At 69.5% G+C, this 14,433-nt stretch carries 8 protein-coding genes and 1 rRNA gene; 4 read left to right on the plus strand and 5 right to left on the minus strand.

The window, feature by feature from the left end; all coding sequences use genetic code 11:
• The first annotated feature begins 41 nt into the window (after positions 1–41).
• Entirely contained in the window at positions 42–1,238 is a 1,197-nt protein-coding gene (locus B116_RS0112415) for a glycosyltransferase family 4 protein (protein ID WP_027660279.1), read from the plus strand.
• Here the strand turns inward: B116_RS0112415 and B116_RS0112420 are convergent.
• The 3 genes from B116_RS0112420 to B116_RS0112430 are packed head-to-tail and all read right to left on the minus strand — an operon-like array spanning position 1,223 to position 5,039.
• Complete coding sequence (locus tag B116_RS0112420) at positions 1,223–1,417, minus strand: hypothetical protein (RefSeq protein ID WP_018723888.1); 195 nt, start codon at positions 1,415–1,417, stop codon at positions 1,223–1,225. The two genes, B116_RS0112415 and B116_RS0112420, sit on opposite strands and share 16 nt — an antisense overlap.
• Positions 1,410–3,161, minus strand: coding sequence for a hypothetical protein (locus B116_RS0112425; RefSeq protein WP_027660280.1), 1,752 nt, complete (start codon positions 3,159–3,161; stop codon positions 1,410–1,412). Before B116_RS0112425 ends, B116_RS0112420 begins: the two co-directional genes overlap by 8 nt.
• Positions 3,162–5,039 carry a hypothetical protein gene (locus tag B116_RS0112430; protein WP_027660281.1) on the minus strand — a complete coding sequence of 626 codons (1,878 nt, stop codon included), beginning with the start codon at positions 5,037–5,039 and terminating at the stop codon, positions 3,162–3,164. It lies immediately after the preceding gene.
• A 168-nt stretch (positions 5,040–5,207) separates the two neighbouring features.
• Here B116_RS0112430 and B116_RS0112435 point away from each other — a divergent pair, with 168 nt between their 5' ends.
• Entirely contained in the window at positions 5,208–9,515 is a 4,308-nt protein-coding gene (locus B116_RS0112435) for an alpha-(1->3)-arabinofuranosyltransferase (protein ID WP_027660282.1), read from the plus strand.
• Complete coding sequence (locus B116_RS0112440) at positions 9,512–10,783, plus strand: lipopolysaccharide biosynthesis protein (protein ID WP_027660283.1); 1,272 nt, start codon at positions 9,512–9,514, stop codon at positions 10,781–10,783. Before B116_RS0112435 ends, B116_RS0112440 begins: the two co-directional genes overlap by 4 nt.
• Here the strand turns inward: B116_RS0112440 and nudC are convergent.
• Complete coding sequence (gene nudC, locus B116_RS0112445; RefSeq protein WP_018723893.1) at positions 10,769–11,710, minus strand: NAD(+) diphosphatase; 942 nt, start codon at positions 11,708–11,710, stop codon at positions 10,769–10,771. The genes B116_RS0112440 and nudC overlap by 15 nt on opposite strands.
• A 159-nt stretch (positions 11,711–11,869) precedes the next feature.
• Here nudC and B116_RS0112450 point away from each other — a divergent pair, with 159 nt between their 5' ends.
• On the plus strand, positions 11,870–13,717 hold the full coding sequence (locus B116_RS0112450; protein ID WP_020608314.1) for a VanW family protein: 1,848 nt from the start codon (positions 11,870–11,872) through the stop codon (positions 13,715–13,717).
• Between the two features lie 527 nt (positions 13,718–14,244).
• Here the strand turns inward: B116_RS0112450 and rrf are convergent.
• Positions 14,245–14,361 (minus strand): 5S ribosomal RNA (rrf, locus tag B116_RS0112455).
• Positions 14,362–14,433: the final 72 nt, after the last annotated feature.

Raw genomic sequence — 14,433 nt, forward strand, 5'->3', positions numbered from 1 at the left:
AGCTTTAGTGTGACGCTAAATTACTCGAGAGTAGGGATCACGTGGAGCGCTTTTCCGCCACCGCTGGCCATGTGCTGTTCCTCAACTGGCGGGATACCCGGAACCCCGAAGGTGGTGGATCCGAGGTATACGTCGAGCGGATCGCCGCAGAACTGGTGACACGCGGCTTCCGGGCCACACTGTTCTGTGCCGCGCATCGCCAGGGCCCCCCCGACGAGGTCAATAATGACGGCATCCGGCTGGTCAGACGGGGTGGACGCCACACTGTGTACCTGTGGGCCGCGTTCTACTATCTCGCCGGCGCGCTCGGTTTCGGCCCCCTGTCCCGCCGGCGCGGCGGCCGACCGAACGCACTCGTGGACGTCTGCAACGGCTTGCCATTCATGGCACCACTTTGGTCCCGACGACCGATTGTCAAGCTGATCCACCACATTCACCGAGAACAATGGGGTGTGGTGCTTCCAGCATGGGCGGCTCGACTTGGCTGGTGGGTGGAGTCATCATTTGCCATACGCGTCTACCGGCACTGCCACCACGTCACGGTCTCCGAAGCCACCCGCCAGGAGCTGATCCAGCTCGGCGTACCGGCGAAACAGGTTTCCGTGGTGCACAACGGCACCCCGCCGCTCCCGGACACCGACGCGAAACGCGCGTCCTCCCCACTGCTCGTCACGCTGAACCGACTGGTCCCGCACAAGCGCGTCGAGGTGGCATTGCGGGCCGTCGCGACTCTCGCCGAGGAGCTACCGAAGTTGCGGCTGGTCGTCGCCGGCCAGGGCTGGTGGGAAGGGCGACTCCGCGAGGTCGCCAACGAGTTGGGCATCACCGACCGAGTGGAGTTCCGGGGGTTCGTGACAGAGCAGGAGAAGGCGGCCCTCCTCGCGTCGGCCTGGGTGGCACTGACTCCGTCCCTGAAGGAAGGCTGGGGACTGACCATCGTGGAGGCGGGATCGGCGGGTACCCCGACGGTCGCGTTCCGGAGCGCGGGCGGCGTGGGCGAGGCGGTGGTAGACGGCCAAACGGGGCTTCTCGCCGACGACGTAGACGACTACCTGGCGAAGGTGCGAACCCTGCTACACGACCCCGAACTACGGCAACAGCTGGGTGCGGCAGCCCAGGAGCACGCGGCGAGCTTTACCTGGCCGGCAGCCGGAAGCCGCTTCGCCACCCTCCTGGAGAGTGCGGAGTCGCCCCGCCAGACCCGGTCACGGGGCGCCCCGTCCTACCTGCTGCCGTAGATCTCGGGTGTGTAGGGGTCCGGCTCGTTGGCCTGCTTGGCCTTTTCGATCAGCTCTTGAGCCTTGGCAACCGCCTCCTCCTCGGTGGCGGTTGTCGCGGCCGCCAACCCGCCGAGAGAAAGGATCCCGAGCACCGCCGCCACCAGGCCGGATACGACCAAGGTCAGGGCTTTACGCATGCCAATCCTCCAATGTCTGAACCTCGGAGCGGAGGTTACCACGCAGTAGCCCGCTGGCGTAGCGCCGAAACATGGCGGCGACCACCACTGCAACGGCGATAGCAAACGCCACCACCACCGCCCACCGAGCCGGCGACACCACCACTGAGCTCGGCGGTACGACTGGGTTGCGATAGAGGGCCAGGAACGTCCCCTGGTGCACCACCTCAAGGCCGGTGAGGGTAGCCGGATCCACCTGATCCGCGCGGTGTTGCTGCACCAGCACCCAGCGCACCCCCGTCTCCACCGCCGGCCGTCCCGCCCCGAGCAGGTGCCGGACCTCCCGCAGGCGCATGTTCTCGCCGGTCACCGCGACATCACCAACCCGGAGCGTGTCATCAATCAATACCGTCGCCGGTAGATAGCGAGGGGCCGGGTCCAGGACGGTCCGCCCGGCATTCCACGGGTACGCGCGGTAGCCGCTCAATGGCAGCACCAAGACCTCCCCGCCGGGATCGTCGGCCAGTCGCCCCGCCACCACCTGCCAGTCCGCCGGATAGCTGACCGGCCACAACCGACCTGCGCCACCAAACGCGAGATCCGGCATAGCCGCGACCGGCAACAGCAACACGCCACCCAGCACCACCCCCGCCACCTCCCGGTTCGTCCGCTCCACCCGGGTCACGAGCCGCTCGGCGCCCAGCGCCACGCACACCACCAGCAGCAACGCGTACGGCGCCAGGAACTTCTGCCCGTCGCGAAGCAGCCCGGCCCCCGGTAGCTGCGCCACCGCCCAGCGCAGCACGTCAGCGGTCCCCGGCACCGCGCCAAGCACAGCGAGCAGGAACCCGGCCCCCGCCAGCACCAACAGTCGAGTCGAAGCACCCGGCGGCAGCCGGCGCCGCAGCAGGGCGAACCCGGCGCCGGCCAGGGCCAACAGCACCAGGGTCACCAGCGGTACCAAGGGCAGGGCTCGGCTCGCCGGAGTGGCCTGAGCGCTCCAGATGCCCCCGGTGCCCAGGAGCGCCGCCAGCGGACCCGCCCAGTTCTCGCCCCGGGCCGCGAAGGCCGCCACCCCCGCCGGGTCGGAGGTTCCGCCCGCCTCAGTGACCAGGGCAGCGGTCACCCACGGGGCGTTGAGCAAGGCGACCCCCACCACCGCGACCGTCGACTCCCGCCAACGCCCCCGCTGCGGTGCGAGCAGCGACACCACACCGAACGCGATCAGGCCCCCGGTCGGGGTTATCGCAGCCGGCGCGGCGGCGAGCAGCACGCGGGGCACCGCGCCGGCCCGCCCGGCCCGCAGCTCCAACCCGGCCCGCACCAGCCATGGCAGAGCGGCGTACCCGACCAGCAGCCCCCACTGCCCGATCAACAACCGCTCGGCCAGGTACGGCGTCCAGGCGTAACCGACCGCGGCGAGTAGCCGAACCCCGATCCGTTCGGTCGGCACCAAGCGCCCGGCACCGACCGCCGCCAGCAGGATCACCCCGCCGAGCGCAATTCGCTGCACGACCCAGCCCGGGACGAGCTGGGTGAGCACCGAGACCACGGCGTCGATCGGCACCGCCCGCGGCAGGCCCTGTGCTGGTGCCACGAGTTCCCAGTTCAGCGGCTGTCGGGGCACGAACACCATGTCGTAGCGCAACACGTAGCCCGGCGCCACCAGTGGAGCGAGCACCACCACCGTCACCACCGCCGCGACGGCGTACAACAGGAACCGATCTCGAGCCACTCGGGCCCGGTCGGCAGATCGGTCACCCACTCACGACGCCGGCACCACCCGCCCGACAGTGATCAACCTGGTACAGACGGCGATGTCCGGAGTGCTGATGGTGACCTCGACGGCGTCCCCCGCACCGAGTAACGGGAAGTACAGCTGATTGAGTCCGCCCCGCAACGGGATCTCCCGGGTGGCCTCGCCCAGGCGCATGGTCGCGGTCGCGTCGCCGGAGCTCAGGTAGCCGAACTCCACCACGTACGGCCACTCCTCCACCGGCACTTCCAACGGAATCCGGGTCGTTCGCCCGCTCTCCACCAGATGCCCGCAGTCGGGCACCGTGCCTGGCAGAACCTTGACTCCCTCGATCCGAACCGGACGGATTCGACCCTCCGCATCGAAGGTCACCGGCAGCTCGGCCACCTCGACGAATTCCGGCCGGCGCTCCGCCGGCCGGAAGAAGTGCGACTGAAGGTTGTCCGGCCAGAAATAGCCGGCGACGACCCGGTCGGGAACGATCGTGTCCAGGAAGACGGTGTCCGCTGGCGCGGCGGCAAGTTCGGCCTGCGTCGTGGCGAGGTATTCCCGGCCGTGCTTGGTGCTCCAGTTCTCCCCGAACTGCACGGTGCTCCACACCGTTCCGAGCCCAACCGCGACCAGGGCGGCGATCGCAACCCGACCAAGCGCGCTGGAGTCGAACGCCCACGGGCCCCCCGGTAGCGGTCCGGGGGCGTACCGGGTCTCCTCGCTGTCCTCGCGGAGCCCGAACAGGGCCACCCCGATGCAGATCGCGGCTACCGGAACCACGTCAGCCACGAAGCGGGGGACGGTACCCACTATCGGACCGAGCGCGCCACCGAGGCGGGTCACCGCGAAGAGTGCCGCGACCAGGCCGAGGTAGCAGGCCAGGAGCAGCCAGGCCCGCGCCGCCGACGGTCGCCGGCGGACCGTCACCACGACCAGTGTCGCCAGCACCAGCCACGACAGCCACATCGCGACCGGATAGGGATCCACCAACGGCGGCCCATCACCGGCGTACACCCAACGCCACGGACCCCCAAGCAGGCCCGGCACGACGGTCGCACCGACCAGGTCACCGAGGAAGGTAAAAACCTGACCGGGCGAGGTCAGCTGGTCCAGCGCACGAGCCGGTCGGGTCAGGTAGAACGCCAGGTAGGCCCCGGAGAGCACGGTGAGCAACAGCCAGGCCTGCCAGTGCCGGCGCAGCGCCGTAACCAGGCTGCGCCACGGCGAGCCGTCGGTGAACAAGAAGACTGTCAGCAGGAACAACAGCGGCGCTATCAACAGCGCCTTCGGGTCGAACAGCAGGCCGAACAGCAGCCACAGGGCGACCATCGCGAGGTGCCTGCGACGACCGCTGCGCACGTACCGGACCTGCGCCCGCACCGCCAAGACCAGGGCGAGCTGCACCGGCAACAGGAGCAGCCCGACCAGCCACAGCGACGACACCTCCAGCGTCAGCGGGCTGAACAAAAAGAGAGCCAACGGGACCAGCAGACCCCAGCCCGGCCGCAGCAGGTCGCGCAGCAGTCGATAGACGGCGACACCCACGGCCGCCTGCCCCACCGCCAGCATCAGCACCCAGGGCCAGGTGGCGAAGCCGGCCAGCCGCACCATCAGCCACGCTGTCAACAGGCCGCCGGGCATCAGGTGGTTGTTGAAGGTTCGCAGCAGGAAATCCACGTCCAACCGGGCATCAAGAGCCTGGGCGGCGATGACGAACTCGTCCTGGGAGAACCAGCCACGTGTGGCGAGGCCGGCCCGCCAGGCCACCGACACCACGATGAGGGCTACCGCCACCGCTGTGACCCGGTCCAGACGAAACTGCAGCACGAACGCTCTCGGCTCGTCGGACACGGGCGCAGCGGGTTCCGCAGGTGCCACAGCCCCAGCCTCTGGCATTGACATGCTCGGCAGCCTGCCACACGCTTACACGCCGTGGGGGGTGGCCGTCCATCCACATTCGTCACACCATTCGTTGGTGCCACCCCGCCCACCCCCGGTCCCGGCTACGTCGCTCGACCGTCGTCGGCTGCCGGTACCCGTACCGCCCGGCGGAACAGGAGCGACATGCGTGCAGAGGTGACCAGTGGTGCCGGAACGCAGCCGAATCGACCCCGACGGCTGGCCCAAGGATTCCGGCACCTCGCCATCTGCGTCGTCCTCACCGCCCTCGCCTTCCAACAGGCACCTGGGCTGATCGCCCCCGACACCAAGGTCGATCTGAACGTCAATCCCGCCGGGTGGCTGCTCCGCTCGCTGCACCTCTGGGACCCCGCCGGCGCCTTCGGCCAGCTACAGAACCAGGCCTACGGGTACCTCTGGCCAATGGGTCCGTTCTTCCTGGTGGGTTCGGAGCTTGGCCTGGCACCGTGGGTGGTCCAACGGTTGTGGTGGGCGCTGCTCTTCTGCGTCGCCTACCTGGGCGTGGTGCGGCTGGCCGGCAGCCTCGGCATCGGCTCGCCCACCGGACGCATGATCGCTGGTATCGCCTTCGCCCTGTCGCCCCGGATCCTCACCCAGCTCGGCTGGTCCTCGGTCGAATCCTGGCCCAGCGCGGTGGCGCCGTGGGTGCTGATCCCCCTGGTCGGCCTCGCCCACGGTGCACCCCTGCGTCGGGCAGTCGCGGGGTCAGCACTCGCCGTGGCCTGTGCGGGCGGGGTCAATGCGACCGCCGTGTTCGCGGTGGTGCCGCTCGCTCTGCTCTGGCTCGCCACCCTCGCGCCGATCCGCCGCCGGATCAGTGCAATCGCCGCCTGGTGTGGTGCGGTGGCCCTGGCCACTGCCTGGTGGCTGGTTCCACTACTCATTCTCGGGCGGTACAGCCCACCGTTCCTCGACTACATCGAAACCGCCCAGAGCACCACCAGCGTGACCGACGCCGTGACGACGCTCCGCGGCGCGTCCTACTGGCTGGCGTACCTGGCCTCCCCGGTTGAGCAGGCAATCCCCGGCGGCGCCCGGCTAGCCAACGAGCTGACGCTGATCCTCGCCACGCTCGCCGTCGCCGCCCTGGGAGTACTGGGGCTTTCCCGGCGCGGGATGCCACACCGCCGCTTCCTCGTCACCGGCCTGGTGCTCGGCGCCGCAATGGTCGGGTTCGGACACGTCAGCGACCTCCCCAATCTCCTCGCCGGAGAAGGGCGACAGTTCCTCGACGGGGTCGGCGCACCACTGCGGAACACCCACAAGTTCGACGTCCTGCTCCGTCTACCGCTAGCGCTCGGATTGGCCCACCTGGTCAGCCTGGTCGCGCGGGCAGCGCGTACCGCGCCCACCGCGCGACGCAAGCCGGCCGTCGCGCGGGCCTGGATCACCACCGGCGTGACCATGGCAGCGGTCGCGGCGGTCGCCAGCCCGGCGATCGTCGGCGGACTCGCCACCCCCGGAAGCGCACGGGAAGTACCCCGATACTGGCAGGAGGCCACCGACTGGCTGGACGCGAACACCGGCCCGGGACGGGTGCTCGTCGTCCCCGGAGCACGCCGTCCCGCCTACGACTGGGGCAGCACCACCGACGAGATCACCCAACCGCTGTTGGAGAGCAACTGGGCGGTACGTAACTCCATCCCCTTCACCCCGCCCACCACCATTCGGCTCCTGGACGCAATCGAAGCCACGCTCAGCTCCGGCGCCGGCTCGACGGGCCTCGCCGACCTCCTCGCCCGCTCCGGGATCAGCCATGTCCTGTTCCGAGCCGACCTCGACCACGGTCGCTCCGACACGACCCGCCCCGCCGTGGTTCGTCAGGCCCTGCAGCGCTCACCGGGGCTGACCCAGGTCACCACCTTCGGCCCGGTCCGGGGTGGGCCGGAGAAGGCGGGCGAACATCGCGACCAGGGACTCGATGTGCCGGGACGGGCACTCGAGGTCTACCAGGTCACCCGCCGGGTGGAGCCAGTCGTCGCCTACGACCGAACGGATGTCGCCACCGTCGTCGGCGGCCCGGAATCGCTGCTCGACCTCGCCGCGGCGGGCCTGTTGAGCCCGGCCCCCACGATCCTGGCCGGCGACGCGGATGCCGACGACGGCTACGGGCCGGTCGCGCTGACCGACGGACTTCGGCGCCGTGAGGTCTCCTTCGGTCGGTCCCAGGACAACGTCTCGCACACCCGCACCGCTGACGAACCCCTCGCGCCGTCGGCACCCGCACACGACTACCTGCCCGACTGGGCGGCGAACTGGTCCACCGTGGCGCAGTTCGAAGGCATCAACTCGATCCTTACCTCAACAGCGCGCGCACAGGTCAGCGTCCCCGGCGGGAACCGCTCCGAGCATCAGCCGTACGCGGCGATGGACGGCGACCCGACGACCTCCTGGCAGTCCGCCCCGTACAGCCACGGCGATCGGCAGTGGATCGAGGTAGCGCTGGAGAACCCCACCAACATCACAAAGGTGGAGCTCAACTTCGACCTGACGGCGGACGTGGTGCCGACCGCGGTGACCGTCACCGCCGGATACGAGAGCCGGACCGTGGAGAGCTTCAGCGATCGAATGACCTTCGACCTGACGGGCATCCACGCCACCCAGCGGATCCGCATCGCCATCGACGACACCTTCGCCCTCCGCCCACTCGGCACGGGGGTGGTGGGGGTCTCCGAAATCAGCATCCCGGGCATCCAGACCAGTCGCACCCTCCGGCTGCCGGACGCACCCGCCACCGACCAACCACCGGCCGTCGTCGTCTCCGCCGATCCCCGCACGCCCGCCTGCTTCATGGTTGACGGGAAACCGCACTGTTCCACCAACGCGATCCGCGGCTCAGAGGATGGACGCACGATCGACCGTACGCTCACCCTGCCCGCTGCCGGGACCTACGACCCACAGGTGTGGGCCCGCCCGATGGACGGCTCCGCCCTACACACGGCCCTGGACCAGGCGGTGACCGCCACCCAGGCACTGGGCCTCGCGCCCGAGGTAAGCGTCTCGTCAACCGGCGTCCCACATCCGACCCGCCGCCCCGGCGCGGTGTTGGATGGGGACCCGGCCACCAGCTGGTCACCGTCGATCGACGATGACGCCCCGATCCTGCGCCTCACCTGGCTCAAGCCCCAGGAGGTCAGCGGCCTTCGCTTCACCGTCGACCCGGCCGTCGCGGCCACCCGGCTCGGCAGCGTACGGGTGATCGCCGACGATGGCATCCGCGCCGGCCTGCTCGGTGAGGACGGAGTGCTGACCCTGGATCCGCCGGCCCGAACCAGCGAGATCACCATCCAGTTCCTCGATTCGCCCTCCGCCACCAGCATCGATCCGTACGGACTTCAGTTGCCCGAGCCCCTACCGATCGCGGTCGGGGAGATCACCGTACTTCCGGGCGCCCCCACCAGCCCAGCAGACCTGGACACACCCTTAACGCTGGACTGCGGCTCCGGCCCAACGCTGACGATCGGCGAAGAGCCGGTAGCCACCGCCCTACGCGGCACGATGCGGGACTTCCTGGAGCTAAGGGAGGTTCCGGCCGAGCCGTGCGGCACCGACACCGAGATGCCGCTCGGCGCCACCGAGCACCGCCTCGTCGCCTCCGCCAGCGACATCGCCACGCCGACCCGGGTCGCTCTCGTACCGCAGCAGAGCACGGATGTGATGGCACCGAGCGCCCTCGACGTCACCACATGGGATGTGACCGAGCGGCGGGTGCAGGTCGCGGAGCACCCCGTCGAACGGGTACTCGCGGTACGGGAGAACACCAACCGGGGCTGGCAGGCCACGCTCGCCGGCGAGCCGCTGCGCCCCGTTGTCGTCGACGGCTGGCAGCAGGGCTGGGTGTTGCCCGCCGGAACCGCGGGCGAGGTCATCCTGCGCTTCACCCCGGACGGCCCGTACCAGGTGGCGCTCCTGACCGGAGGCGTCCTGCTCCTGGGCGTCGCACTCCTCGCGCTGCTTCCCGAACGTCGCCGTAGCGGCCCGGCCCAACCGGCTCGTCGACCGCGGCGCCGAGCCCCCCGCGCCCTGCCCCTGCTCGCGGTCGGCGCTATTGCCCTGATCCTGCTCGGTGGCCTCGTCGGTGCGGTACTCGTCGCCGCTGGGGTCCTGCTCGCCCTCCCCGGTTCGCTGCGCAGCCCGCGGTCGACCGACCCCCGCTGGGTCCGGCTCGCCCCCCGGTTCGCCGAGTCCTGGCTCCCCACCGTCCTCGTCCTCTTCGCCGGCTGGACACACCTGGACGCCACCCAACGGCACACCGCCGCCCTTCCGCAGCTGCTGACGGTCCTCGCCCTCGGCTGCCTCTGGTTGTCGACCTGCCTTCGACGCCAGCCCGTCCACCGCGTTCCCCAACGCCCCGCCACGGTGCCGCCAGCGGTGGAGGTACCCATACAGTCGCGTGGTGGCGTCGCCGCGGCCACCTCCTGGCGGGACTCCGACCCCTCGGGAATCGTGTGAGCCGGCGAACCGACGATGTGGACGGTTCGCGGACGCCTTCCCCGAGCACCGGCGCCCGGGCACTCGGTACCGCCGGCCTAGCCGTGACCGCCGCGGGGCTGCTGGGCAACGGACTCGCCTATCTCGCCCCGGTACTGGCAGCCCGCCAGCTCGACTCCGCCGAGCTCAGTGCGCTCGCCACCACGCTCGGCCTGATCGCCATCGCGAGCGTGCCGGGGTTCGGCCTGCAGCTCGCCGTCGCCGTGCACCACGCGAAGCACGGTCCCACTCAGACCCGCCGAGCCGCCCGGCTGACCGCCGCGCTCTGCGCATCCGCCCTGATCCTCGCCACCCCGCTACTCATCACAAGCTTGCGGCTTCCGGTCGAGGCCCTCCTCCTCTCGGCGATCACCACGGCCGCCATCGTGCTCTCCTGCCGAACGTTGGGGGAGCTCCAAGGCGGGCAACGGTTCGTTCGACTGGCCATCGCTATGGGGCTGCTGGCCGCCGGTCGCTACGGCGGAGTGCTGGTCGGGCTGCTGCTGGATGCCGGCCTAACCGGATCCCTGCTGCTCGGCGCCGGGACCGCCACGCTCACCCCGGTCGGGCTCGCCGCGCTGGCCCGGCCGGCTGCCCCGGCGGCCCCCGCCACGGCGCCACCGCTGGCTGCCCGCCAGATTCTGACCGGCTGCGCCGCGATGCTCGCCATGCTCGTCGTCTCGTACGTGGACCTCTTCCTCGCCCGTCAGCTGCTGCCAGCCGACGACTCCGGCGGGTACGCGGTGGGGACGGTGCTGACCAAGGGCGCACTCTGGGCGCCGCAGGTCGCCACCGTACTCGCCTTGCCCCGGCTGGCCCGCGACGATCGGTTTAGTCGGGCCGTTGCGCTCGCCGTCACTGCCGGCTGCGGCGTACTACTGATTCTCGGCTCGGCCTTCGCCGGCACCCTGGCCTTCCAACTCGCCGGCGGCTCGGACTACGCCCACCTGGGACCGCTCGCGCCGCTCTTCGCCGCGGTCGGGGCACTCTGGGCCATCGCTTTCGTCCTGCTGAACGCGGCAGTCGCCACCGGCGTCCGCTGGCCCGCCGCGCCGCTGTGGGTGGGCAGCATCCTGCTGACGACGGTCGCGCTGTGGACCGCTCCGCGGACCGTCGCCGGACTGCTCTGGCCCACCCTGGGAGCCGCCGTGGTCACGACCCTGGTCATGACACTCCGAACGTGGATGTCGACACCAACGCGAGCCGGCCGGCGGGTTCCGGCGCCGCGGCGGGCGTCAGCGGGGAGCTGACGCGGCTGCTTCGTCCTCGGCCAGCCAGCTGTTGAGCAAATGGTGACCGATCGAGTCCAATCGGCCGAGCCGATGCCCTGCCGCCGCCCGCTGACGCAGCTCGGCACGAGTGAACCATCGCGCCTCCAGCAGCTCGACCCCGTCCACCCGGATCTCGTCGGATCCGGCGGTGGCCCGGAAGCCCACCATCAGCCCCGCCGGAAACGGCCAGGCCTGCGACCCCTGGTACGCCACGTCGGTCACCACGACGCCCGCTTCTTCGGCTACCTCCCGCCGGACCGCGTCTTCCAACGTCTCTCCCACCTCGACGAAGCCGGCGAGGGTCGAAAACGCGTTCTCAGCCGCCCCGTTGTGCCGGGCCAACAGGCAACGACCGGGCGAGCCAGCTGTCTCCACCAGCACGATGATGGCGGGCTCAATCCGGGGAAAGTACAGCCGGGCACAGTCCGGCTCCGTACACCGTCGGGCATGCCCGGCATCCTGGACGCTGGTCACCCCACCGCACGTGCCGCAGTACCGCTGCTGCCGGTGCCAGTGCAGCAGACCGCGCGCGTACGCCTGGATGGCTGCCTCGGCTGGGCTGAGCTGCCCGACGAGCCCGCGCACATCTACCGTCCGCGCTGCCCCGGCAGCCGCCAGGGCGGCGTCCTCAGTGAGCTTGGAGAGGTCCACCGCGAAGACTGCTTGCCCCGCGACGAAACCGAGGAAGACCGTCTCCGCCGCGGCGGCGCGAGCCGTTGTCGCCGCTTCGCCGCTCAGCCGAACCGGCACCGCACCATTGACCAGGCAGCGGTCCTGCCACAACGGCAGCACTCTGGCATCTGCCGCGCCCAGTAGCGTCGCCAGTCGATCCGGATCGGCGCGGAGGGCACCGGCCCGATCCACCCAACCACCGCCGTACGCCAGGGTCACCTCATCCTCCCGCATGGATCCCACCGTCGCACGTCCAGACCGATCCGCGGGGATCGGGGGAGACGCGACACGCGATGCAAGACGCGACCTGCCGCCACGGGCACACGTTGGTTACCGTAGTTTCCATCTGGGTGTGATAACTGCCCAAGCGTGACGCCCCTAATCGAGGTGACTGTGACCCTGTACGGCGACAATAATCTGCCCGCCGACGACCGGCCCACCGTGCAGGTAGCCGCGGTGAGATGGCCGGTTGAGGAAGCGGAACCCGCCAATCGTCAATCGGGCAGAAAGTGGTTCTTTCCTGGCGGCAAGTGGTCTTTTCCGCCTCGCGGGGGGCGGGCCAACCGCGCCTGGCTGCTAATCGCCGCCGGGGTGACAACCTCGGTGCTCGCCTCCGCAGTCGGCATCGGTGCCTACGCGTACGCCGGTGACGTGCCCCGTGGCACGACGGTCCTCGGCACGGAACTCGGTGGTCAGAGCCAGGCGGCCGCGGTCGAGCAGCTGCGCGCGGCGGTGGAACGACAGGCCGCCGAACTGAATGCACCCCTGCCGGTAGTCGTCGGCGAACGCACTGCGGACCTGGTGCCGGCCGAGGTGGGTCTCCAGGTTGACGTGGAGGCCACCGTGCGAGCCGCCATGCAGGTGAAGGCGCACGCCTTTGAGCGCCTCGTCGGCTCCCGCGCGGTGCCACCGGTGGTGACGGTGGACGGGGAACAGCTCGACACGGCGCTCAAGGAGGTCTTGGGGGACCAGAGCCGCAAGATGACCATGCCCGGAATCACCTGGAGTGGCCTCACCCCGAAGGTAACCCACCCGAAGCCCAGCCTGGAGCTCAACCCGGAGCACTCCGCGCAAGCGGTTCGGGAGGGCTGGTTGAGCGGCGAGCCAGTCACCATTCCGCTGACCGAGACGCACCCGGTGACCACCGCCGAGGAGGTGGACCGGATGGTGACCGAGTTGGCGAAGCCGGCCGTGGCGGCCCCGGTGACCCTGACGACGGACGAGGGCTCGGTGAGCATTCCGCCGGCGGCGATCGCGAAGAGCCTGCTGTTCACCACCGACGAGGCTGGCGCGTTGTCGGCAAAAGTCGATGGCGAGCGGCTCCGCAGCGCACTCGACGACGACCTGGCCAAGGTCGAGGTGACCCCGAAGAACGCTCGGATGACGCTCACCGACGGCAAGCCAAAGATCATCGCTAGCCAGGACGGGAAGGAGCTGGACACCAGCAGCCTTGGGGAGGCCCTCTTCGCGGTCCTACCGCAGTCGGAGGGCCGCCAGGTGACCGGCACGCTCAAGACAAAGAAGCCAGAGCTCACCACCGAGAAGTTGGCCGGTCTGGGTATCAAGGAGAAGGTGTCGACCTTCACCACCCAGTTCTCCGGCGGGCTCTCCTCACCCCGCAGCCATAACATCATCACCGCCGCCAAGGAGGTTGACAACACACTGGTGCTACCCGGCGAGACGTTCTCCTTGAACGGGCACACGGGCGACCGAAACTACGCACAGGGCTACCGGGACGCGGCGGTCATCCTCAATGGCAAGCTCGTACCGGGGGTCGGCGGCGGTGTCTCGCAGTTCACCACGACGTTGTTCAACGCCACCTACTACGCGGGGCTCGAGGATGTCGAGCATAAGCCCCACTCGTACTATTTCAGCCGCTATCCGGCGGTCATCGAGTCCACGATCTTCTACCCAAATCTCGACTTCAAGTTCCGCAACAACACCGAGTACGGGCTCCTCATCGATACGTCGTACACGTCGAGCAGTATCACCGTCTCGATCTGGAGCACGAAGGTCTGGGACAAGGTGAAGACGGAGTACGGCCCCCGTAGCAACATCACCAAGCCCAAGACGGTCTACCTGGAGCCGGGGCCAGACTGCATCGCGGCCAGCGGCAGCAACGGGTTCAGCCAGAACGCCTACCGGGTGTTCTACAAGAACGGCAAGGAGGCGAAGCGGGAGAAGTTCAGCTGGCGCTACTCCGCGGAGCCGCGCTTCATCTGCGGCCCGAAGCCCTCCTGAACCCCCGCACAAGGCCTCCTGAGCACCCACCTGAGCTGATCGGGCCCCGCCGGCGTAGTGCCCGCGGGGCCCTCTCCTTTGTCGGCGGCGACCAGAGCGTGTCGCGCCGGCACACTGCAGCTGTGTTAACGCCCGCCGACTGTGTCAACGCCCGCCGCCCCTTCCGGCGGTGCCGACAAGCACGGTGAGGGCCAACGTGCCCTGCCAGTCGAGCCGCCTGTCGGCACCGGTAGCTGCAACGCTTCGCCCGAAGGCCAGACCACAAGGGCCCGGCCATCGATGCAGCGCACCGCAATGGCGATCTGGCTGAACCATACGTGGCGCGACGGCGATCAGGCCGGGCCGGACGTGGTTCGGGCAAGTGCGCTTGTCGGCTCCGCCTGAAGGATGGGCGTGCTTCCCGCCTGAAGGATGGGATGTTCCGGCACCACTACGGCCCGCCGTGCTGACCCGCCGCGCCGAGAAGAGGAGAGTCGGAAATGCGTTGAGGGCCGACCCGGGTAGGGTCGGCCCTCAACTGAAGTTTTGCCCGGCGGTGTCCTACTCTCCCACACCCTCCCGAGTGCAGTACCATCGGCGCTGGAGGGCTTAGCTTCCGGGTTCGGAATGTAACCGGGCGTTTCCCCTCCGCCATGACCGCCGTAACACATATCGACATATCAAACACACCTAACATCACAGGCAATGTTTGTTTGTCAAGAGATACACAGTGGACG

It is taken from the genome of Salinispora fenicalii, assembly GCF_000514815.1.
Taxonomy (GTDB): Bacteria; Actinomycetota; Actinomycetes; order Mycobacteriales; family Micromonosporaceae; genus Micromonospora; species Micromonospora fenicalii.